This window comes from Pseudoalteromonas sp. N1230-9 (assembly GCF_032716425.1).
Taxonomy (GTDB): Bacteria; Pseudomonadota; Gammaproteobacteria; order Enterobacterales; family Alteromonadaceae; genus Pseudoalteromonas.
The window spans coordinates 2,705,389-2,726,246 of sequence record NZ_CP090419.1 but is presented as its reverse complement, the minus strand read 5'-3'; the positions used below and the strand labels follow the sequence as shown (position 1 = coordinate 2,726,246).

Annotated in this window: 22 protein-coding genes; 10 read left to right on the top strand and 12 right to left on the bottom strand. The window is 41.6% G+C overall.

Annotated features, from left to right (window positions below):
* Positions 1-6: 6 nt before the first annotated feature.
* Together LY624_RS12700 and LY624_RS12695 are read right to left on the bottom strand one after the other, a co-directional pair.
* Positions 7-897 carry a dienelactone hydrolase family protein gene (locus LY624_RS12700; RefSeq protein WP_237118090.1) on the bottom strand — a complete coding sequence of 297 codons (891 nt, stop codon included), beginning with the start codon at positions 895-897 and terminating at the stop codon, positions 7-9.
* Between the two features lie 47 nt (positions 898-944).
* Positions 945-2,093 (bottom strand): hypothetical protein, encoded by a 1,149-nt coding sequence (locus tag LY624_RS12695; RefSeq protein WP_341803125.1) that lies wholly within the window; start codon positions 2,091-2,093, stop codon positions 945-947.
* Between the two features lie 111 nt (positions 2,094-2,204).
* Here LY624_RS12695 and LY624_RS12690 point away from each other — a divergent pair, with 111 nt between their 5' ends.
* Both LY624_RS12690 and LY624_RS12685 read left to right on the top strand, forming a co-directional pair.
* Complete coding sequence (locus LY624_RS12690) at positions 2,205-2,669, top strand: MarR family winged helix-turn-helix transcriptional regulator (protein WP_130150404.1); 465 nt, start codon at positions 2,205-2,207, stop codon at positions 2,667-2,669.
* 87 nt (positions 2,670-2,756) lie between these two features.
* Complete coding sequence (locus tag LY624_RS12685) at positions 2,757-3,506, top strand: RIO1 family regulatory kinase/ATPase domain-containing protein (protein ID WP_341803124.1); 750 nt, start codon at positions 2,757-2,759, stop codon at positions 3,504-3,506.
* A 32-nt stretch (positions 3,507-3,538) separates the two neighbouring features.
* On the opposite strand, the gene LY624_RS12680 is transcribed toward LY624_RS12685, so the two are convergent.
* From LY624_RS12680 to LY624_RS12650, 7 genes are all read right to left on the bottom strand, one after another.
* The gene (locus LY624_RS12680) at positions 3,539-4,951 is read right to left on the bottom strand and encodes a family 43 glycosylhydrolase (RefSeq protein WP_341803123.1); all 1,413 of its coding nucleotides are present in this window, start codon (positions 4,949-4,951) and stop codon (positions 3,539-3,541) included.
* Between the two features lie 245 nt (positions 4,952-5,196).
* Positions 5,197-5,667: a hypothetical protein gene (locus LY624_RS12675; protein ID WP_341803122.1), complete on the bottom strand. Its 471-nt coding sequence runs from the start codon at positions 5,665-5,667 to the stop codon at positions 5,197-5,199.
* Positions 5,667-6,818: a PepSY-associated TM helix domain-containing protein gene (locus LY624_RS12670; RefSeq protein WP_341804409.1), complete on the bottom strand. Its 1,152-nt coding sequence runs from the start codon at positions 6,816-6,818 to the stop codon at positions 5,667-5,669. Before LY624_RS12670 ends, LY624_RS12675 begins: the two co-directional genes overlap by 1 nt.
* A gap of 100 nt (positions 6,819-6,918) precedes the next feature.
* The gene (locus tag LY624_RS12665) at positions 6,919-7,758 is read right to left on the bottom strand and encodes a mechanosensitive ion channel family protein (protein ID WP_237118094.1); all 840 of its coding nucleotides are present in this window, start codon (positions 7,756-7,758) and stop codon (positions 6,919-6,921) included.
* 34 nt (positions 7,759-7,792) lie between these two features.
* Entirely contained in the window at positions 7,793-8,500 is a 708-nt protein-coding gene (locus tag LY624_RS12660; protein ID WP_341803121.1) for an LrgB family protein, read from the bottom strand.
* Positions 8,490-8,843, bottom strand: a complete 354-nt coding sequence (locus tag LY624_RS12655) for a CidA/LrgA family protein (RefSeq protein ID WP_341803120.1) — start codon at positions 8,841-8,843, stop codon at positions 8,490-8,492. The genes LY624_RS12660 and LY624_RS12655 overlap by 11 nt, the downstream gene beginning before the upstream one ends.
* 69 nt (positions 8,844-8,912) lie before the next feature.
* Positions 8,913-9,704 (bottom strand): crotonase/enoyl-CoA hydratase family protein, encoded by a 792-nt coding sequence (locus LY624_RS12650; protein WP_130150412.1) that lies wholly within the window; start codon positions 9,702-9,704, stop codon positions 8,913-8,915.
* A 268-nt stretch (positions 9,705-9,972) separates the two neighbouring features.
* Between LY624_RS12650 and LY624_RS12645 the strand changes: the two genes are divergently transcribed.
* The 5 genes from LY624_RS12645 (at position 9,973) to LY624_RS12625 (ending at position 16,061) form a co-directional block, all read left to right on the top strand.
* A complete protein-coding gene (locus LY624_RS12645) occupies positions 9,973-11,175 on the top strand; it encodes an efflux RND transporter periplasmic adaptor subunit (protein ID WP_341803119.1) in 1,203 nt (400 codons plus the stop codon).
* Positions 11,176-11,184: 9 nt separating this feature from the next.
* A complete protein-coding gene (locus tag LY624_RS12640) occupies positions 11,185-14,295 on the top strand; it encodes an efflux RND transporter permease subunit (RefSeq protein WP_341803118.1) in 3,111 nt (1,036 codons plus the stop codon).
* Between the two features lie 106 nt (positions 14,296-14,401).
* Positions 14,402-14,722 carry an HI1450 family dsDNA-mimic protein gene (locus LY624_RS12635; protein WP_130150414.1) on the top strand — a complete coding sequence of 107 codons (321 nt, stop codon included), beginning with the start codon at positions 14,402-14,404 and terminating at the stop codon, positions 14,720-14,722.
* A gap of 71 nt (positions 14,723-14,793) precedes the next feature.
* Positions 14,794-15,576, top strand: a complete 783-nt coding sequence (locus LY624_RS12630) for a DUF481 domain-containing protein (protein WP_237118744.1) — start codon at positions 14,794-14,796, stop codon at positions 15,574-15,576.
* 14 nt (positions 15,577-15,590) lie between these two features.
* Positions 15,591-16,061 carry a hypothetical protein gene (locus LY624_RS12625; protein ID WP_341803115.1) on the top strand — a complete coding sequence of 157 codons (471 nt, stop codon included), beginning with the start codon at positions 15,591-15,593 and terminating at the stop codon, positions 16,059-16,061.
* Positions 16,062-16,113: 52 nt separating this feature from the next.
* Here LY624_RS12625 and LY624_RS12620 read toward each other — a convergent pair whose 3' ends face one another.
* Both LY624_RS12620 and ygfZ read right to left on the bottom strand, forming a co-directional pair.
* Positions 16,114-16,599: an FKBP-type peptidyl-prolyl cis-trans isomerase gene (locus LY624_RS12620; RefSeq protein WP_054554327.1), complete on the bottom strand. Its 486-nt coding sequence runs from the start codon at positions 16,597-16,599 to the stop codon at positions 16,114-16,116.
* Between the two features lie 12 nt (positions 16,600-16,611).
* Positions 16,612-17,523, bottom strand: a complete 912-nt coding sequence (ygfZ, locus tag LY624_RS12615; RefSeq protein WP_341803114.1) for a tRNA-modifying protein YgfZ — start codon at positions 17,521-17,523, stop codon at positions 16,612-16,614.
* 120 nt (positions 17,524-17,643) lie between these two features.
* Between ygfZ and LY624_RS12610 the strand changes: the two genes are divergently transcribed.
* Both LY624_RS12610 and LY624_RS12605 read left to right on the top strand, forming a co-directional pair.
* Positions 17,644-17,895 (top strand): FAD assembly factor SdhE, encoded by a 252-nt coding sequence (locus LY624_RS12610; protein WP_237118100.1) that lies wholly within the window; start codon positions 17,644-17,646, stop codon positions 17,893-17,895.
* Positions 17,888-18,295: a hypothetical protein gene (locus LY624_RS12605; RefSeq protein ID WP_341803113.1), complete on the top strand. Its 408-nt coding sequence runs from the start codon at positions 17,888-17,890 to the stop codon at positions 18,293-18,295. The genes LY624_RS12610 and LY624_RS12605 overlap by 8 nt, the downstream gene beginning before the upstream one ends.
* On the opposite strand, the gene nadB is transcribed toward LY624_RS12605, so the two are convergent.
* The gene (gene nadB, locus LY624_RS12600) at positions 18,270-19,892 is read right to left on the bottom strand and encodes an L-aspartate oxidase (protein WP_237118101.1); all 1,623 of its coding nucleotides are present in this window, start codon (positions 19,890-19,892) and stop codon (positions 18,270-18,272) included. The genes LY624_RS12605 and nadB overlap by 26 nt on opposite strands.
* Before the next feature lie 384 nt (positions 19,893-20,276).
* Here nadB and rpoE point away from each other — a divergent pair, with 384 nt between their 5' ends.
* On the top strand, positions 20,277-20,858 hold the full coding sequence (gene rpoE / locus LY624_RS12595) for an RNA polymerase sigma factor RpoE (protein ID WP_036969086.1): 582 nt from the start codon (positions 20,277-20,279) through the stop codon (positions 20,856-20,858).

Genomic DNA, 20,858 nt, shown 5'->3' with positions numbered 1-20,858 from the left:
CCTCGATTAAATCAATTGCTCGTTAAAGAATGCAAGTGTACGTTGCCATGAAAGCTCAGCTTGTTTTTCATCGTAACGCGATGTGGAGTCATTATGAAAACCATGATTCGCTTTTTCGTACATGTGCATAGTATAAGGTACTTGGTGGGCTTTTAAGTCACTTTCATATTCTGGCCAAGTATCATTCACGCGTTTATCGAATTCAGCTAAGTGGACAAGTAATGGTGCTTTTATGTTTTCTCTAAGCTCTTTAACAGCAGGGGTGCCGTAATAGGGGACACCAGCATTAATGAGTTTGCTCTCAACAGCAGCGAGGTAGTTAACCATATAACCGCCAAAGCAAAAGCCTACCGCACCTAGTTTGCCATTACTGTTTGGATGTTCTTTTAAGTACTTCGCGGCGGCCACGAAATCTTGTTGGATTTTTTCTCTGTCCATTGAGCGCTGCATAGCACGCCCTTCATCGTCATTACCTGGATAACCGCCAAGTGGGTGCAATGCATCTGGGGCAAAGGCAATAAAACCCGCTTTAGCAAGGCGGCGTGCAACATCTTTAATGTAAGGGTTTAAACCTCTATTCTCATGGATCACTAATACGATAGGATGCTTGTCAGATAAGTTGGCGGGCTCAACTAAATAGCCTTTACCTTCACCGTGACCTTTGAATGAATTGAAGGTTTTATAACTGGCTTTGATATCAGGATCATTAAAGGAGACTTGTTCAGCTAATGCATAGTTTGGCAACAAGGCACTACTGAGAACAGCCATTGAATAACCTAGTGCAACTAGGCCGCCTAGTTTTTTCATAAAGGTACGGCGGTCTATCAAGCCATGGGCGTATTCATCGTACCAATCAAATGCTTCTTGAGGAATGTGACGACTATGTTGGTTACTCATTGTTAGCTCCTTTATAATTGTGAGTATCAACATAGCTCGAAAAACAATCAATTAATAGCGCGATTTTTTGTTTCAATTAATACATCAATGAAATGGCGATGCCAAATTGCTTTAAACGCTTTATTGAATAAATACAAAAAGATGAGTGGCATTAACAATAACTTGAGAATGAGTAATGATAATAGGTTAAGAAAGTCGATAAAAAGATCTTCAACGGCTGCAACCATATTTCCTATCCCTGTGGTAACGGTGTCGATAATTTTACTCACTTTACTCGCATCATTTGTGTTGAGTTGCTCATTTATTTCCACGAGTTGGTGGTTTAGCGCATCTTTTTCTTGATTAAGTGTCCCTTGTTGAGCGGATAAAGCGTGTAGCTTAGTTGTTATTTGCTGTTTTTTGGCGAGCAGCGGCTTAGCTTGTTCAAGTTCAGTAAACGTTAAACGCTCAGAAAGGCTGCGTGTTGACTGAATAGTGTCAATCTGGGAATCCAGTTCTGCCAGTTGCAGTTTTAACTCAGTCGCTTGCTGGTGGTTTGTTATCTGTTGTTGATTCAAGACATCGAGTTTATCGAACACGGCTTGCTTTTGACTATCAACTTTAGCTTTGAGTTGTGCTGATAATGCAGAAGTTTGTGTAGCATTAGCGCTGACAGTATCAACTTTTTCACTGACCAGTTGGCTTTGTGAGTTAATTTGTTCATCTAAAAAAACTTGGCTGATAAGTCCTGTGCTTAAGACGATAGCGGGAACGAGAAAGCGAATTAAAATAAGGCTTGCCAGAAGTTTGTGGCGGAGATTTGGATAGATATTGCGCCATTCACAAAAAAGGTAAGCAATGACTGAAATAGTAAATACGCTATTAAAAATCACACCAGATGAGATCGTGTATAAAATTCGCTGTAAAAATAGTGAACCTATTGCAAGGCGCATAGCATCTGACATGTACTCAGCCAGATCATTAACAGGATCAAGTAGTTGTGCTGGCTGAATACTCGCAATACCAATGCCCACTTCGGCAGATTGTAATAACGAAATAGCGGCGTTAACTGTACGAGACGAGGCATACACCACGGTTGACTGCACTAAAGCGCTATCGATAAAACTCATTATATAATGTTGGAACTGCTCTAACCAGCACAGTAACAAGAGTACAAAAAGACCTAAATACTTTATAATGTGCTGTTTACTAAGCATACTACCCCCGAAGTTTAAATACCTGACTCACGCTACACCAATTATGACTAAGATTGAATTATTTTAGGTATTAACTGTCAATGAATAGCTATTAATCTTTGTTGAGGAAATATGAAAGAATCTGCATCAATTGGACAGTGCCGCGCTGAAGATTTAGACCCAGTCCAAGACTTAGGGCGTTTAGTGTCTTATTTACGCTCCAACTTAGTTACGCATCTTGATAACGCTCTTGAAGATAAAGAGCTAACATCAGCTCAATATATTGTGGTGGTATTACTTGCACGAGGTAAAGTAAACACTTTAGCTGAGCTATGTGAGCACATGGTGTACGACCGTGGGGCCATGAGTCGTTTAATCACTCGCCTAGAAGATAAAGGGTTGGTCGCTAAAAAACAGTCAGTTGAAGATAGGCGTTCAACTCTTTTATGTCTTACAGAGAAAGGCCAACAGCTTTACCCTGAAATTTTACCCGCAGTTAATGAGATATATCGAAAAGCGCTCGCTGGCTTCTCTGAACTAGAGCAAAATCAACTTGCTAGCTTGTTGTTTAGAGCAATTCATAATTTAAAAGCATAAATTTCTCTAAGCGGTACATTGTCGCCGCTGACGCATTTTGATAATATAGTTGCCTAGGCATTTAATTTTAACAAGTGACAGGTTGCTATGTTCGAATCATCTTTGCTCGCGCAGCTTCAGGCTCAATTCCCTACTCATCAATTTAGCCATGAAAGCTTGTCTATTGTTCATACCGGTCGGTTCGCTAATGCCATAGTTTATCGTTACAAAGACTCGCAGTTTGATTTCATTATCAAAGACTTTCAGCATAGTCCTTGGTGGGTAAGAAAAACCATTGCGCCGCTTTTTATTAATCAAGAGTACAAGGGACTCGCACGCCTGCAAGATGTAGACGGAGTAGTAGATAATTTTTGCCGTTTATCGCCAATTGCTATTGCTTATGACTTTATTGAGGGCACACCACTTAAGCAGCTTGCCCAACAGCAAGCACATTTGCCAGCTCGTTTTTTCAAAGACTTCGAACGTATGGTAGCGAAAATGCACCGTCGTGGCGTGGTACACCTTGATTTACGTAATCTGGGTAATGTGATTTGTTCAAAAGAGGGTAAGCCTTATATTATTGATTTTCAGTCGGCGATTCGTTTTTCACGCTTTCCGCGTTGGTTACAGCGTTTTATGCGTGGTGCTGATATGAGTGGGGTTTATAAAGCGTGGCAAAAACTGGCAGGTGACTCATTACCACAGGCGAAGGCTGATTATTTGCATGACTTTAATCATGTGCGTAAACGTTGGATTTTAAAAGGCTACCCTTTGCATCGTGCGTATGTGTGGTGCGGTGGCGTGGTGACACAGATATTAAATTCTGAGTTTATTCGCAGTATTTTAGAACGATTTTAAAAAGCGCGTTTGCACGCGCTTAGTGGGGAGAACTAGTATTTAGGCCAGCCATTCGCATCCCAATTAAGGGTGCTGATGAGCAATTTGGGTGTGCCATTATCACCTGCATCATAAGCATGACGAACAATTACATCGGTATTTAAAATATCTTGTCCACCAGGCCCTACCCATTGGCTATTACCCGCATCAAGAATGCTACCGCCGCTGGCTAACATGTCGGTGCCATTTTTATCTAGATACGGACCTCGAATGTCGGTAGAGCGCCCGTAAGCAATACGGTATGTGCTATTTGTGCCATCACAGCATTTGCCAATTGAAACAAACAAATAGTAGTAGCCTTGGCGATACACTATGGTCGGCGCTTCAATACCACCTGAGCGACTTGCTAATGAGTAGATTTGACCAAATGGTTTCATTGTCATTGGGTTAATACGCGTTAGTTTAATACCCGAATTCCATGAGCCAAATGCAAGCCAAGGTGCACCATCTTTTGCTACCACAAGATCTGGGTCAATGGCGTTGTAATTATTGCTATTGGTGGTGTTAATCACTAAGCCATCATCACGCCAATTACCTGTGGCAACACTGTTTGCTGAGGTAAGGCCAATAGCACTGACACGTGAACCAAAGGTCGAAATCGAATAATAAAGCCAGCTGCGGCCATTGTAGCTTTTTAATTCAGGCGCCCAGACATCAATTCCGTCATGATCAGGCACATAGTTACTCCACCAACTTAAACCATTTGAAAAAATTGGCAGCGCATCATTCCAATCCACGCCATTGCTTGAATATTTACCGTAAATACCTGGGCCTGTTTGAAATATCCACCAAGTGCCATTCTCGTAGCCAATAGTTGGATCGTGGGTAACTAAATTGCCAGTGAGTGGCCAATGATCAGCAGCACCATTGGTGGTCGATGGATCAAAGGGAGTGGATTCAACATTGGCAAGTTTGGTGAGTTGCCATTGCTGCGCATCGCTGCCGTTGTAGCTCCACTGACTAATGTTCGCGCCATCGTTACCATCGAATCCATATAAGTCGAGAGCCTTACCACTGTTTAAGTTAATAAAGCTAACATAACCGCTGCCTTCGTCATTAATTTGCCAGTGTTGGCTAGCAATGTTTGCATATTCATACTGCACCACATTACCGCCATCGGCCGTTGAAAAATCAAACACTTCGAGGGCTTTACCACTGTTTAAGTTAATAACCGAATAGTTGCTACCACCTATGTTGGTAATTAACCAGCGCTGCGTGTCGTGATTTGTGTCAGCCCACTGGCTGACATTTGCACCATCATTGGTTTGCGCGCTAGCTACTTCTACAAACTTAGCGCTGTACTTTGATTTAATCGTGTATACGCCATTATCAATCGCGTAGGCACAGGGAAGTATGAGTGTTGTTGCAAAGCTGAGCGCTGCAAGCGCTTTTCTTGAAAGTATCATTGTGTCTCCAAATCATTGTTATTGAGCTTTCCTTGTGTGTTTAGCTCCTTGGATGAGTTCTGACCAACATCAATTGAATGCATTGATGTTAATGAAAACTATTTATAATACTTTATTATATTATTACTTTTGTAAAGGTGTTTAATGAAAATAATTAACAAAAATTTTACTTTTAATTATTTTGGAGGAGATAAAGGTTTTTTCAGAGATACAAAAAAGCCACTCGGTGAGTGGCCTTTCAGATATTATTGAGTAATAAACTGGCTGGGAATATCCCATTTGAGGGTATGCAGTTTGCCTTGCCAAGTTTGGATGGTGATCCATAGTTTATCATCTGCTGAGATGGTTTTAGGAGCTATCGCGTGGGCATGCTGACCGTGGCTGGTGCCATGCATTATGCCTTCTTCATCTTTAGTAAACTCCGTTAGTGGTAGAGGCGCTTGGCCAATATTTAAATACGCCTGACGAACATTGCTTATGTCACCTTGATTAAAGGCGATAAAGAAATCTTTAACATACTCATTGTGGTGTGAGTACGGGGCATCTTCATTCAGTGGCATTGGCGCGATTTTAAATTCGCCCGCTTGTTGCTCTTGCCAAAGAGCAGGAAACTGAGGGTTCAGTGATTGATAAATAAACCACACAGGCAAAGCCAGTACCACAGTATGTAAAATATACTTTTTACGTTGCCACCAAGTCGCTTGTAAACGAGCCATTAGTTTGCCTCCTGAACGTTATTTACTGGCGCAGCTTGGCGCGCTTTTACAGGTTTATTATTAACTAATTTAGCGGCATACATCATAAAACCAGTGATTGACATACCACTTAAAATCAAACCAAAGATAAACCAAATAGTCTTTGTCCATAGGCCGCCAATATTACCGTAATGAAGTGGATCAGTAATATGCGAAAGGGTTTGAAGCCCCGACATTGTTTCAGGACTTTTACTTGCTGCAATTTCACCCGTCCAAGGATTGACTGAGGTTGAGTAAGCGTAGTTATCGTAGAAGATAGTATCGCCACTGCCCATAATATTAAACATACCGCGGTTATGCTCTGGTAGCATCACATAGCTAGGTTTGAAATCTGGGTATTTCTCTTTGGTAATAGCCAGTGCCGCTTTTAAATCGGTAGGCGGTGTTTGTTTGTCCGCAGGTAAAGTTGAAACCGCCACTAGCGGCGCGTGCTCTTCTATGTCTATTTCGTTATGCCACATGATGGCTTGTACTAAATACCACAGGCCTGTGAGTGCCATTACTGCCATAAACCAAATTGACCACACACCACTTAGGGTATGTAAATCTTTAAGAAAGGTTTTTTTACCTTGATTAAAACGCAGCTTAGGTTGACTGAATGCACGCCAAAAGTTTTTATAAATCACTAAGCCTGTTACTAGTGCACCTAAAATGACAAACGCCATGGCGCTGACTAAGTAGTAACCTATGCTGTAGCCTTCTTGCCAAGGAAAGAATAGCCAGCCGTGTAGGGTACGCATAAATTCGATGAATGAGATAGTGTCATTAACCGCTTGTACTTCGCCTGTGTATTGATTGACGTAAGCCACAGCGTAAGGTTTGTCGGTATCTGTGAAAATAACAGCATTAACAAGGTAAGGCTCATAAGTGAGTACACTCATTACATCGGCGGTTGGGTAAGCTTTTTCTACGCTATTAATAACTTGATCAACACCTAGTGCTGGTAAATCATTTGGGTTGTTTGCACGTGCTTCACTGTTAGTAAGCCAAGTAAGTTCATGGCTTATTACAGATACAGTGCCTGTGACACAGATAAAGCAAAATAGCACCCATACTGGGAGCGAAAACCAACCATGCAGTTGGAACCAAAGACGTTTACTCATGGTAAAAATAGCCCGACGTTAATTGATGATAGTAATTGTTATCATTTAAATTGTACTACAATCTTTTGAACAAACACAATCTCTGTCGACAAGCTGCAAAAAAGGCGCCTTAAGCGCCTTTATCATTAGTTTGATTGAGAGTAACAATCCGTTGTGGGAAAGGTATTTCGATATCCGCCCCTTGGATTGCCTTAAATACATTACGATTTATCGCTAATTTGGTCTCAATAATTTTGGTGGTTGGCACCCAAAAACGATAGCTCAAGGTGACACCGCTTTCGGCAAAGCGCTCAATACCGACTTGTGAGTGTGGTGTATCGGCAACCAGCTCATGATCGTTTAAAACGGTCTCGATCAGCTCAATAGCCAAGTCAGCATTTGCATCATAAGCTATATCAATTTCGCCTTTTACGAGTGAATAGCTAAACGAGTTATGCAGAATTTCGCCAACAATATGTTTGTTAGGAATGGTGATTTCGACTTTTTCTTCGTTAATCAAAATAGTGTAGCCGAGCTCAATTGTTTTAACTTGCCCGCTCACCCCTTTTACTTCAATTGTATCACCTACCACAAAAGGCCGCGTTGCAATAATCGCAAGCCCTGCACCATAATTTGAAAGCATGCCTTGCAGTGCTAAACCCGCACCTAATGAGGCGGCACCTATAGCAGCCACAAAAGGAGTAACACTGATGCCTATTTTACCCAGCGCAATAATGAGGAACATGATGATCAGCAAGACTTTTATAACATTGCTGATAAAGTTTGTGAGGGTGATATCTATATTATGGCGCTGCATTAAGGCTGCCACCATATTTGATACTTTTTGTGAAATCCACAAGCCAAATACCAAAATTAAGATCGCACCCACTATTTGCATGCTGTATGTCACTAAATATTCGGTGATCAGGTTATAGTATTTTTCCACTTGTTGTAATTCTGCGTCAATCATGGCTTTTCCTAACAAGGTTTACTGCTGGTTATTACTATATCAGATGTTGAATGGCGGGGTAGAGTAAGGGGACGATTAAAGCGCTTAATAGCGCACTCAATGCCATAGCTACAGATGCAAAAGCGCCTGCCTTCGGTTGCTCTGTTATAAGAGAAGCAGTGCCAATAGCATGACAAGCAGTGCCAATTGCGACACCTTTAGCTTGTGCATTATGTATATTTATTAGCGAGAAAATTAAATTACCGAAAATTGCCCCAAGTACACCAATAAAAATCACCATAGCCGCTGCTAAAGAAGGAATACCGCCAAGTGCATCGGTAACCAGTAAAGTGATAGGTGTGGTTACTGACAAACTAGCCAAGGATGCACTAAGTTCTGCGGGCGCGGAAAACAAAGTGCAAATAATCGATGCAACCAGCGTGGCATTGATTACCCCTAAACTGCAACTTATCAGAATTAATAGTAGATTCTTTTTAACATGTATAAACTGCTGATAAAGCGGTAGAGCTAAAGCTACAATCGCCGGTTCAAGTAACCAACTTAGCACTTTAGTGTGCTCAGCGAATGGAGCGTAGGGGAGTTTGAGTATCATTAAACACGCTGCAATTAGCACAATTGCCCAACAAACTGGGTTGGTAAGTGCTTTTGCAATAGCATGGTGTGTTTTAGCGTTTAAAAAACGCAGCGCTAGGAAAAGAGCAATAACTAATGGAACGCTTAACCACCAAAAGCTAGCTGTCATTTTCACGCCCCTTAAAGTAAGCGATAGCAGAGCCAATCAATACAACGCTTGTCAGTGGCACAACAATAAAGATAGTCAGTAATAAAGGCCAGTGCTCAGCGATTAAACCTAAGTGTTCAATAATCCCGACTCCCGCAGGAATAAAAAACAATGGCATATAATTGAGTAAAGGGCTGGCTGTCGGCTTTAAATGGTGCTCTTTTACTATACCTGTTAAAAGTAATACGAGTAACAAGACCATACCGAGTAATGGAGCTGGAAAACTGCTTTCAAACAAAGCCGTTAAATACTTAGCAACGGCTAAACAAGCAAGAATAATGGCGCTACTGATTAGGTATTTCATGAGTCAGGATAATTGCGAATAAAGTACAACTACATCATACCCTTGTCAGCTGTACTATGCGACTTTAGCTTACCATGATTTAGCATTATTAAATTGAACATCTTCAGCGCCTTTGGCTTTCGCAATCGCCTTTTTGGTATTCGGATTCATTAGTAAGCGAATTTGGCTCCAGGTTTCTTTAGCAAGAATTTTACGTTGCTGTGAGCGATAGCTTTGCTGAGTAATGCGTTTAATTGCAGCGAGTGTATCGGGTGAGCGGGCCATCAATGTTTCAAGTACAGCATCGGTTTGTTTATCGACATCATCAGTCAGTTGCGTAACCAAGCCATATTCTTTAGCGTCTTCAGCCGAAACAGGCCCTGCATGGCTTGCAAGCCAAAGTGCCTGGTCACGCTTCATTAAGCCTGCAAGTACAACGTTAGCCCCCATATCAGGACACAAACCCCAGCGAGCCTCCATAATTGCTAACTTTGCGTTTTTATCGACAATACGGTAATCAGCCCCGAGCGCGATTTGCATACCGCCGCCAAAGCAATGCCCGGTAATTTTAGCTATCACCGGAATACTTAAGTCTTGCCAACCTAACACCACTTTTTGCGCGAGGTTTTGGTTTCCTGGTAACCACTTGAATAATAGTTTGATGATATTACTCGGCTTTTTCATCACCGCAGCAACATCAAGCCCAGAGCAAAAGTGCTCGCCTTCGCCAGAGATCACCACAGCACGCAAACTGCGATCGTTTTTAATTTTTTTGATCACGTTTGAAAGCTCCACAAACATAGCAAAACTGAGTGCATTTTGTTTCTCGGCACGGGCAAGGCTAACCCAAGCGACCTGTTGTTTGATTTCTAGTTTTATCATGGTAACTCCTCTGACCTGTTTGCTAGAGCTTACGAACTAATCACATGTATGTAAAGAAATGCTGATGTGTGACAAAGAATTAGGTGATTTATTAAAAAAGAGTAACTTCGTCATATATTTGGTTACAAATTGATGTATATTTTTAAAACAAAGATGCTGGTTTACAGCTAGTTCGGTTTTGCGATTAATAAGATACTGCTTCAAATTTTCGCAAAATCCCATGACACGACTAGACTTAGCTTTAAGTCGCGCTACAAGGAGTAAAAATATGCTGATGCGCAATACACAACGCATGCAAAAGCTATCAACTGAATCTATAACAACAACAGTATATGCATTGGCATTAAGTGTCGTACTTACAGGTTGTTCAGATGACAAGTCTCAGCAGCAAGCAACACCACCCCCTGCTGTCTCTGTATACAATGTGAATACACAAGAGGTCGGTAACTACCGCGAATTTGTAGCACGAACAGAGGCATTTCAAGAGGTTAAAATTAGAGCGCGAGTTGAAGGTGAGCTTATTGAGCGTCACTTTGACGAAGGTTCGTCTGTTGAAAAAGATCAGTTATTACTTCGTATTGACCCTTCAGAGTATCGTTCAACGGTCACTGAAGTTGAAGCTGATTTAAAAAGCCGTATCGCAGCGGCCAGTGCAGCTGAGCGAGATTTAAAGCGCGGCAAAGATGTTGCGTCACAAGGGTTTATTTCTCAATCTGACCTCGACAAATTAACGACCAATTTTGAGCAAGCAACTGCGGCGGTTAAAGCGGCAGAAGCAGAGCTTGAGAAAGCGAAGTTAAATTTAAGCTATACCGAAATTAAAGCGCCATTCAGTGGGCGCATTGGTAAAGTAAATTATGATGTTGGCAATATTGTTGGGCCATCATCAAATGAACTTGCAGAGCTGACAGATGTTAACCCTATCTATGTGAGTTTTCAGGTAGAAGAGGCAGATTACATTAGTTATCGTCAACAGCACCAGACACCGTCAGGTCGCGACCCGCGAGATGTACCAATAGATTTAACACTACGCTTACCGAATAATTCGACCTTTCCTGCAAAGGGTGTATTAGATTTTGCTGATACTAAAATTAACCGTAATACTGGTACGGTTGAACTTAGAGCCTCGTTTGATAATCCCGATGGTATTGTGATGCCAGGGTTATTTGTCACTTTAATCGTAGAGAGTACCAATAAAAAAGAACTTGCACTGATCCCACAAGTCGCCGTGCAAGAAAATCAACAGGGTAAATTTGTACTGGTTGTTGGTGATGATAATAAAGTCGCCATGCGTATTGTTGAACTTGGCCGCCGTATCAATGCCATGTGGGTGGTTGAATCAGGTCTTGAAGCTGGGGAAAAGGTGGTTATTGAAGGCCTGCAAAAAGTACGGCAAGGTGCAGAAGTTAAGGCTGTGGAAAAGAAAGTAGATGCCACAACAGGCACTATTTCTAATAAAGCAAACTCTTAGGAGTATGAGATGATTAGCAAAACATTTATATCTCGCCCTAAGTTTGCACTGGTTATATCTATTGTTATTACGATTGCGGGCTTAATATCGATGGCTTTATTGCCGGTTAATATGTACCCGCAAATCACCCCGCCACAAGTACAAATTACAGCCAGTTATCCTGGTGCGAGTGCGCAAATAGTCGAAGAGTCCGTTATTAGACCTATTGAAGAACAGGTCAATGGGGTTGAAGATATGATGTATATCGAGTCAACTTCATCTAATAACGGTACTGCGAATATAACCGTTTACTTTAAAGTCGGCACTGATACGGACATAGCACAGGTTAATGTGCAAAATCGTGTCGCACTGGCTGAGTCAGGTTTGCCTGAAGAAGTGAAGCGTCAAGGGGTGTCGGTTAAGAAAAAATCAAGCTCAATGCTTTTAGGTATTAACCTTTATTCAAGCAAAGATAATATTGATGCTATTTTTCTAAGTAACTACGCGACAAATTATTTAACTGAGCCTTTAGGGCGTATCAATGGTGTGGCCTCAGCAGAGGTTATGGGGGAGCAGACGTACTCGATGCGATTATGGCTGCGTCCCGATAGAATGGCTTCTTTAGAGTTAACGGTGGCGGAAGTACAAGCTGCGTTACAAGAGCAAAACACCATAGTGGCGGCCGGTAAGTTGGGTGCGGCACCAACAGGGCCTAGCCAGCAATTTGAATACTCAATTCAGGCGAAGGGGCGTTTAAAGACACCAGAAGAGTTTGGTCAAACTATTATTCGCGCAAATAAAGATGGTAATTTTGTGCGTTTAAATGATATCGCGCGCATTGAAATGGGAGCCGCGAGCTACAGTACGACCGCCAAATTAAACCAGCAAGATACTGCGTTTATTGTTATTTATCAGCTAACTGAGGCGAATGCGACACAAGTTGCTACCGATGTTAAAGCGCGTATGGAGGAGCTAGCAAAGCAGTTACCTGATGGTATTGAGTACTCAATTCCCTATGATACAACTGAATTTATTAACCGTTCAATTGAAGAAGTGGTAATAACACTTGTACAAGCCGTTGGTTTGGTTATTTTAGTGGTGTTTTTGTTTTTACAAAATTGGCGCGCAACACTGATTCCTACCGTTGCGATTCCGGTGTCTTTGGTGGGTACCTTCGCATTTATGATGATGATGGGTTATTCCATCAACCTAATTACGCTTTTTGGTTTGGTGCTGGCAATCGGGATTGTGGTTGATGATGCTATTATCGTTATCGAAAATGTTGAGCGGATCCTAAAAGAAGAAAAACTACCTATAAAAGAAGCCGTTACCAAAGCAATGGAGCAGGTATCAGGCCCCATTGTTGCAACCACCCTCGTGTTATTAGCGGTATTTGTGCCTGTTGGATTTATGCCAGGGATCACCGGAGAGCTTTATAAACAATTCTCCGTAACGATTTCATTCGCTGTACTTATTTCATCTGTTAATGCACTTACTTTAAGTCCTGCGCTGTGTGCTTTGCTATTAAATGAAAAAGCCATGAAACCAATAAAATGGTTGGCTCCTTTCGAAAATGTGATCACACGCTCAACCAGCGGATATAGCAAAGTAATTAATTTTATCTTAAAGCGTTCTGCGCGAATGGCACTTTTCGCTGTGGTGATTTTTGCTGCCGCAGGGTGGCTTGTAAAAACGGTTCCTACAGGCTTTGTACCAGCAGAAGATCAAGGCTTTTTGTTCGTTGATGTGCAGTTGCCAGACGCAGCAGCAAGTAATCGTACTCAAGAGGTGATGCATAAATTAGGGGATATTGTAAAAAATGAACCCGCAGCGACTGATTTTATAGCCGTGTCTGGGTTTTCGTTACTAGGTGGTGCAGGTTCAAATAATGCATTAGGGATTGTGGTGTTAAAAGACTGGGAGGAGCGAACTAGCTCTGAACTTGGTTTGCGTGCGGTACTAACACGTTTAATGGGGCAGTTTTGGGCGATGCCAGATGCGCAGATTATGGCATTTAATCCACCATCAATCCCAGGGTTAGGTACCAGTGCAGGTTTTGAGTTTAGGTTGCAAGATAGTGAAGGGCGTGAGCCCGCTGAGCTTGCTCAGGTATTAAATGGACTTATTTATGAGGCAAATCAGCGTCCAGAGCTTTCTAATGTTTACAGCACATTTAGAGCAAATGTGCCGCAATACTTTTTAGAGATTGACCGCAATAAGGCCAAGGCCCAAGGGGTGGCACTTAGTGATATTTTCTTAACTTTACAGGCACAATTAGGATCATTGTATATTAATGACTTTAATCAATTTAGTCGCACATACAGAGTGATCATGCAGGCGGAGAGTCGTTTTCGTCAAAACCCTGCCGACTTACAATATTACTATGTGCGTAATGATGAAGGTGCAATGGTGCCGCTTACCACGCTTGCTAAGCTTGAGCCAATCCTTGGCCCAACCAGCTTAACGCACTTTAATTTATACCGCAGTGCGAGTATTAGCGGGCAGCCCGCAGCGGGTTACTCAAGTGGTGATGCGATAAAAGTCATGCAAGAATTAGCTGAGCAGCTGCCCACGGGTTATGTTTATGAATGGGCTGGGCAATCTAAACAAGAAATAGAAGCAGGTAATGTTGCACCGATTCTATTTGGTTTAGCGGTTGTTTTTGTTTATTTATTCTTAGTCGCACAATATGAAAGTTGGACGATTCCATTTTCGGTCATTGCGGCCGTACCACTGGCGTTATTTGGTGCAATGCTTGCGTTATATGTAATTGGTATGGAAAACAATATCTATGCACAAGTGGGCCTTGTGTTGTTAATTGGCCTATCAACTAAAACTGCTATTCTGATCGTTGAGTTTGCTATGGAAGAACGCTCAGCGGGTAAAGGAATTCTCGAAGCAGCATTAAATGCGGCGAAAATGCGTTTTAGAGCGGTGCTAATGACAGCCCTCTCGTTTGTGCTTGGCGTATTACCTTTAGTATTTGCAAGCGGTGCAGGCGCTGGAAGTCGAATATCACTGGGTGTAACTGTGCTGTTCGGTATGTTAGCTGCTACGATATTTGGTACATTGTTGGTGCCATTATTTTATACCCTTGTGCAGGGGATGCGTGAAAAAATAAAAGGGCAAGCATCTTCATAGCCTTCAGCGAAAAATAAAAAAGTCAGGGTAACCTGGCTTTTTTTTTGGTAAAACTCAAAAGAGGTTTGTTATCATAGCTTAATTCAAATATCAGAGGGTTTTGGTCATGGCTGGTCCACGCTTATACAGTGAAGAAGAAGTAACACATCAGGCGTATGATATATTTTTAGAATTAGCACCTGACAACTTAAGCGAGCAAGATATTGCTGACTTTAATGAACACCGCGAAGAGCTCGGTTTTATTGAAGAAGGTGAACCGGATAATCAATGGCAAGATTTTGTTGCATTAGAGATTGAACCTGAGCTGTTTGTGCAAGTCTTAGTAGGACTTGAGTTTGATAATCAAGATATTCTGTTTGCCAAAATTTTAATTAGCCGAGATAAAGATGCGCCTTTTTGTCATATTCTTTGGAAAGATAGCGAATAAATTTTCCGCCGATGTTTGATTTAATCCCGAGTTGCTTTTATACACTAAAACGTGTGCTTTTAGTCGCTTTTATGCTGACTAGCTGGCAGGTTGCCGCTGTTGATCCATTTGAAGATTTTCATGAGTATGGTCAGCTATCTGAAGAAGAAATCCATAAAATCCATAAGGGCGAGATGCTTTATGGGGATATGGAATTTGGCTTTATGATTAGTAGTGGTAATACACATTCAACCAGCTTTAAATATAAAGGTAACCTGTATCAGGATTTTGAAAAATGGCGTAACCAATTCAAAATAGACACCCTATATAAACGAGACCGTAATGACGAAACTGGTGATGATGAAGTTTCAGCTGATCGAATCTTTATATCAGGGCAGGGTAACTACAAGCTAAACGTTAAAAATGAATCTTTCTTTATTTATGCTGATTATGAAGAAGATGAGTTTAGTGGCTTAGAGTTTAAAAGCACTGTGGCTACAGGTTATGGTAATCGCATATACCAAGGTAGCAAGAACAAGGTTGATATAGATGTTGGGCCCGGCCTTTACCGCTCAGTTGCCGATGAAGATATGGCAACCGAAGAGGATGAAACTAAAACCGGCTACTTATTGCGCTTAGCTCTGCAGTGGGAGCGCACGGTATCTGCACGCACACGTTTTAACCAAGATGTAAGTTATGAGCAATCTATGTCTGGGTTAAACTCGCGACTAAAATCAGAAACCTCGCTGATCAGCAAAATCATGGGTGATGTATCGCTTAAATTTACCTATATGTACCGTTATAACTCAAAACCAGAGGAAGACAAGCTTAAGTATGATTCAGAGCTCAGTGCAACCTTTGTTTATAGCTTTTAATTAGAGAATTCTTTATGTATCAACATAAGCAATATGCACTATTTATCTTTATTGTTTTAGGCTGGATAGGCGCTTTTATTGCCTTAGCTTGGAATTTAATTGGCGCCGATATACCTCTTATGGTGTTTAGCGCAATTCTAGTGCTGGTGGGCTTTTTGTTCCATGGCTTAACAATAAAAGTAAGTGATAAAACGGTAAGTTGGGCATTTGGGCCAGGTGTGTTTGGTAAAACCGTTAGCTTTGATGAGATTGAGTCTGTTCGAGCGGTAAGTAACTCATTTCGGCATGGTGTAGGTCTGCGCATTACGCATGATGGGTGGGTTTATAGTGTTTCAGGGTTCAGTGCAGTCGAACTGGCAATGAAAGATGGTACACACTACCGTTTAGGAACCAACGACCAAGAAGGTTTACTGGCTGCGCTTAAAGAACATGTTGCAGAACCTGTGACAGACGCTTCTGTGGATACAGAAGAAGTAGTCGAATAAGCACACAGCAGATATAAAAAAAGCGCCAATGGCGCTTTTTTTATAGTCAGGTTTAGTGGCTGTGACCACAACCACCTTCGCCATGCACATGACCGTGTGCAAGCTCCTCTTCTGTGGCATCGCGTACTTCGAGTACTTCAACATCAAAGTGAAGCGTAATACCTGAAAGAGGATGATTACCATCGACAATCACGTCTTCATCTTGGATTTCAATGATCATGACTGATTGATCGCCTGCATCAGTTGTTGCTCTAAATTGCATACCTACTTCAATTTCCATGCCTTCGAACATCGACTTCGGCACTGCTTGCATTAGGTCGTCGTGACGCTCACCATAGCCTTGTTCTGGCTCTACAGTCACACTGAATGTATCACCGGCTTCTTTACCGAGTAGCGCGTTTTCAAGACCAGGGATTAAAAATCCTGTGCCCACGATAAACACCAGTGGTTCACCATCGAAAGAATTGTCGATGGTATTTTTGTTATTATCCAATACTGAATAATGCATTTTTACCACTTTGTTTGCTGCTACGATCATAGTCATTCCTATTTATTCATCTTCGAGAGAGTAAGGTAGAGCTTGAATTGATAGCTCAACCTGAGGGAGGTGTTTTGCACGTAATACGTGGCCTGTTTCATTGTCATTTGGTAAGACTACAAGGCCCACAAGAGTGTGCGTTTGTTGATTATAACATTGGCTGATAAGCTTGCCTGCACGGCGCCAGTTTTCGCCCATTTGTGTTTCAAGCTCTAGTTCATCGAGTAAACCATCGGCTTTACCTGCGACGATATACATGGCGCGTTTATTTTTTCCGAGATACTTCATACGGGCGACGGTTTCTTGCCCTGTATAACAGCCTTTTCTGAAGCTAATACCGCCTATAGCCTGTAAATTAACCATTTGCGGTACATATTCGCCAATAGCATCTTCATTTAAAGAGGGTTCAGCGGCAGTGATTGCTGCTTCTTGCCACATGTTGTCATTATCAAGTGCGGTGATATCGTCAGGTAAGCTAAAGTCATTATTTACCATCAATAATACGCGGTTTTCTGCAAGCTTTAGCGCTTTGCCTCCTGCAAAATCAACAGCAGTCTGAGTATCATTAAAATGGATATTCAACAACGCGAGGGTTGAGGTAAGATCTTCACCAGTTAAGCCAATAAGCGGCTTATCAGATTGCTCAATCTCAACTTGAGAGAATACAGCATACTTTTTTAATTCGACCAAAGATTGTGCTACCTCAGGTTTAGAGCCAACTAGGTAGTAGCTATCTTGGTATGTAAATAGCTTGAACACACCCCAAAGTTTACCTTTGGCATTACAGTGTCCTGCCCATAAGAAGTTATCGTTACTTAGCTTATTGATATCTTGAGTAACTTGCCCGTGAAGGTATGACAGCTTATCTTTACCTGAAAGGCTAATAAGCGTATGAGATAATGGGCATGCGTAAACAGTCGACATAAAAACCTTCTTTACGATATAAGTGAACCCTAATGATAACTTAGTTAGGGTGGCAATTTAAATAGCTGTTTATTCGATTGCAATTTGTTAAACTGCAGACAAATAAGTACGAGGTTTAAAATGACTGAAATTCACAGTAAAGAACGCATTCGTTGGGCGTGCCGCCGTGGTATGCTCGAACTTGATGTTTTATTCATGCCATTCGTTGAACAAGCGTTTGACTCACTATCTACAGAGCAGCAAGCTGTATTTCAACGCCTACTTGAGTGCGATGATCCTGATTTATTTGCATGGTTTATGGGTCACGAAGAATGTAAAGATGCAGAGCTCAAGAGCATGGTGACGCTTATTTTAGACCGAGTTCGTGTATAGGTTTACCGTCAAAAATAACTTCCCAGACCACAAACCTTTTGTGGTCTTCTTTTGTTTTCTAGCCCTATTATTATACTTTTCTTATAGTCATATCTTATCAGAGCTTTTAGCCTGTTTTGCTTGCCTTGTGATTGGTGTTGTTTGTTTTAAAAAAGTAAAACAAGCACAGCCCAGTGAGGGAGTTATTATTTTGCAGCAATCGCAGTTAGGTTTTTTTAATGAACAATTACAACTGCAAGGTAAAATAAGTCCCAAGAGCTATGTATTTGCAAATCATGTAGTTATAAGATTAATTGGCTTTTATCAATCACACTGGCTGATTATCTCGTCAGCCAGTGTTGATGAGCTAAGTTTTTCTCGTTTGCGACGAGCGGTTATTGCAGTGCAGCAACCAGCTTAGGTGTTAATATAGTCGGTGTGGGGTTTTCAGTTTGATTTGGGTAGTCGATTGTATAATGAAGCCCGCGGCTTTCTTTACGCTCAAGGGCACTACGAATAATCAGCTCCGCAACTTGTACCAAGTTACGAAGTTCTAGTAAGTTATTTGTAACCCTAAAGTTTGCATAGTAATCATGGATTTCTTGCTGCAGTAATTCAACGCGATGCAGTGCGCGTTCTAAGCGCTTGGTTGAGCGCACAATGCCCACGTAATCCCACATAAATAACCTTAGCTCATGCCAGTTGTGGGTTATAACGATTTCTTCATCTGAGTTAGTGACACGACTTTCATCCCATAAAGGTAATGGTTCTGGCGCAGGTGAGGTGTCAATTTTGCTTAAAATGTCTTTTGCCGCAGCATGGGCAAACACAATACACTCAAGTAATGAGTTACTCGCCATTCGGTTTGCACCGTGAAGACCTGTATAAGCGACTTCACCCACGGCATATAAATTATCGAGATCTGTTCGACCATTAAAGTCAGTCATGACACCACCGCACGTATAATGCGCGGCAGGGACGACTGGAATCGCTTCTTTCGTTATATCAAGGCCAACACTTAAGCACTTTGCGTAGATAGTTGGGAAGTGCTCAATAATAAAATCTTTATCTTTGTGGCTGATATCTAAATAGACACAGTTTGCACCAAGGCGTTTCATTTCAAAGTCGATAGCGCGAGCGACAATATCACGAGGCGCAAGCTCTTCGCGCTCGTCAAAATCTTTCATAAAGCGTGTGCCATCAGGGCGTTTTAAATACGCACCTTCACCGCGCATTGCTTCTGTGATCAAAAAGTTTTGCAGCTCTGGGTGATATAAACTCGTCGGGTGGAATTGGTTAAATTCCATATTCGCCACTCGACAACCAGAGCGCCACGCCATCGCAATACCATCACCACTCGATACATCTGGGTTAGAGGTATATAAGTACACCTTGCTTGCACCGCCAGTTGCAAGCGCGACGAACTTAGCAGCAATCGTTTCTACTTTTTTATCTTCACAATTCCAGACATATAAGCCATGGATATGCTTTCCTTTTTTGCCAAGGCTTTTATCGCTGATCAAATCAATCGCATTGTAGTTTTCTAATAACGTGATGTTAGGGTGTGCTTGTACTTGGCTGATAAGTGTTGTTTGTACAGCACGACCCGTTGCATCAGCAGCGTGCAGAATGCGGCGATGACTATGGCCGCCTTCACGTGTTAGGTGAAAACGTTCTTTGCCCTTTGAGTCAAATTCCATGTCAAAAGGCACACCTTGCTCAATAAGCCACTTTAAACACTTTTTAGCATTGCTTGCAGTGTAGTGAACCGCATCACGGTCACACAGGCCACCACCTGCATCAAGTGTATCCTCAACATGAGATTCAATGCTGTCATTTTTCTTATCAAAAACCGCCGCAATACCGCCTTGTGCATACAATGTAGAGCCTTCTGTAAGTGCCCCTTTACTTAATACGGTTACTTTACAGTGATTAGCGAGTGATAAGGCAAGGGAAAGGCCTGCGGCGCCGCTGCCAATGATAGCGACATCAGTAATGTGATGTTTATTTTGGTTCATGTCTGTGGTCTTAGCGGTTACAATGCTCAGCTGATAGTGCAAAAGTTTGAGCAAAAATATTTTGATATGATATATGTATATGTACCATATTTGCTGTAGCACTATTAGTTATTTTAAATGTTATACCAATCTTATTAGATTTTTTGTCATATAAACAGTGTACTATCAACTGTTTTGCACAAATGTAGAATAGCTGTTGATTTTAAAGCTATTTTTGAAGTTTTACGCAAATAAGAACGGTATAACTCAATATATTTGCATGCTATCTTATAAAAAAAACATTTTAAACTGAACTTTTATATTCATCGTGCAGTCAGAGTTTGTGTAAACAATGGCGAGTATATGAATAGCAAGCAAGAATCAAACAGAGGAGTACCGGCTCGAATGAGCGAGCAGGATTTGGATTTAGCGCTAGTTAAAAGGGTCCAGCAAGGAGATAAAAACGCCTTCAACCTATTAGTTAGAAAATATCAGAATAAAATCGCAGGCTTGATCTCACGTTATGTGTCGAATCAAGGTGATGTTGCTGATGTCGCTCAAGAAGCTTTTATTAAAGCTTATCGTGCGTTACCTAACTTTAGAGGGGACAGCGCCTTTTATACTTGGTTATACCGTATCGCCGTAAATTGTGCTAAAAATTACTTAGTTGCTCAGGGCCGAAAGCCCCCAGCGAACGATGTTGATGCAGAAGAAGCTGAGTTTTATGACAGTGCAGATGCAATGCGTTCTAACGCATCGCCAGAGAATCTGTTACTCAGTGACGAAGTACGTGCTGTAATTTTTAATACAATTGATAGTTTGCCTGAAGATCTGAAAACTGCGATTACCCTTCGAGAGATAGAAGGGATGAGCTATGAAGAAATAGCCGTGGTTATGGATTGCCCCGTGGGAACTGTACGTTCACGTATATTCCGTGCCCGCGAAGCGATTGATAATAAATTAAATCCATTAATAGGTGAGTCTTAG

Coding starts and splice junctions, on each gene's coding strand:
- LY624_RS12700 (WP_237118090.1), bottom strand. CDS start 897: ATGAGTAACCAACATAGTCGTCACATTCCTCAAGAAGCATTTGATTGG.
- LY624_RS12695 (WP_341803125.1), bottom strand. CDS start 2,093: ATGCTTAGTAAACAGCACATTATAAAGTATTTAGGTCTTTTTGTACTC.
- LY624_RS12690 (WP_130150404.1), top strand. CDS start 2,205: ATGAAAGAATCTGCATCAATTGGACAGTGCCGCGCTGAAGATTTAGAC.
- LY624_RS12685 (WP_341803124.1), top strand. CDS start 2,757: ATGTTCGAATCATCTTTGCTCGCGCAGCTTCAGGCTCAATTCCCTACT.
- LY624_RS12680 (WP_341803123.1), bottom strand. CDS start 4,951: ATGATACTTTCAAGAAAAGCGCTTGCAGCGCTCAGCTTTGCAACAACA.
- LY624_RS12675 (WP_341803122.1), bottom strand. CDS start 5,667: ATGGCTCGTTTACAAGCGACTTGGTGGCAACGTAAAAAGTATATTTTA.
- LY624_RS12665 (WP_237118094.1), bottom strand. CDS start 7,758: ATGATTGACGCAGAATTACAACAAGTGGAAAAATACTATAACCTGATC.
- LY624_RS12660 (WP_341803121.1), bottom strand. CDS start 8,500: ATGACAGCTAGCTTTTGGTGGTTAAGCGTTCCATTAGTTATTGCTCTT.
- LY624_RS12655 (WP_341803120.1), bottom strand. CDS start 8,843: ATGAAATACCTAATCAGTAGCGCCATTATTCTTGCTTGTTTAGCCGTT.
- LY624_RS12650 (WP_130150412.1), bottom strand. CDS start 9,704: ATGATAAAACTAGAAATCAAACAACAGGTCGCTTGGGTTAGCCTTGCC.
- LY624_RS12645 (WP_341803119.1), top strand. CDS start 9,973: ATGCTGATGCGCAATACACAACGCATGCAAAAGCTATCAACTGAATCT.
- LY624_RS12640 (WP_341803118.1), top strand. CDS start 11,185: ATGATTAGCAAAACATTTATATCTCGCCCTAAGTTTGCACTGGTTATA.
- LY624_RS12635 (WP_130150414.1), top strand. CDS start 14,402: ATGGCTGGTCCACGCTTATACAGTGAAGAAGAAGTAACACATCAGGCG.
- LY624_RS12630 (WP_237118744.1), top strand. CDS start 14,794: ATGCTGACTAGCTGGCAGGTTGCCGCTGTTGATCCATTTGAAGATTTT.
- LY624_RS12625 (WP_341803115.1), top strand. CDS start 15,591: ATGTATCAACATAAGCAATATGCACTATTTATCTTTATTGTTTTAGGC.
- LY624_RS12620 (WP_054554327.1), bottom strand. CDS start 16,599: ATGATCGTAGCAGCAAACAAAGTGGTAAAAATGCATTATTCAGTATTG.
- ygfZ (WP_341803114.1), bottom strand. CDS start 17,523: ATGTCGACTGTTTACGCATGCCCATTATCTCATACGCTTATTAGCCTT.
- LY624_RS12610 (WP_237118100.1), top strand. CDS start 17,644: ATGACTGAAATTCACAGTAAAGAACGCATTCGTTGGGCGTGCCGCCGT.
- nadB (WP_237118101.1), bottom strand. CDS start 19,892: ATGAACCAAAATAAACATCACATTACTGATGTCGCTATCATTGGCAGC.
- rpoE (WP_036969086.1), top strand. CDS start 20,277: ATGAGCGAGCAGGATTTGGATTTAGCGCTAGTTAAAAGGGTCCAGCAA.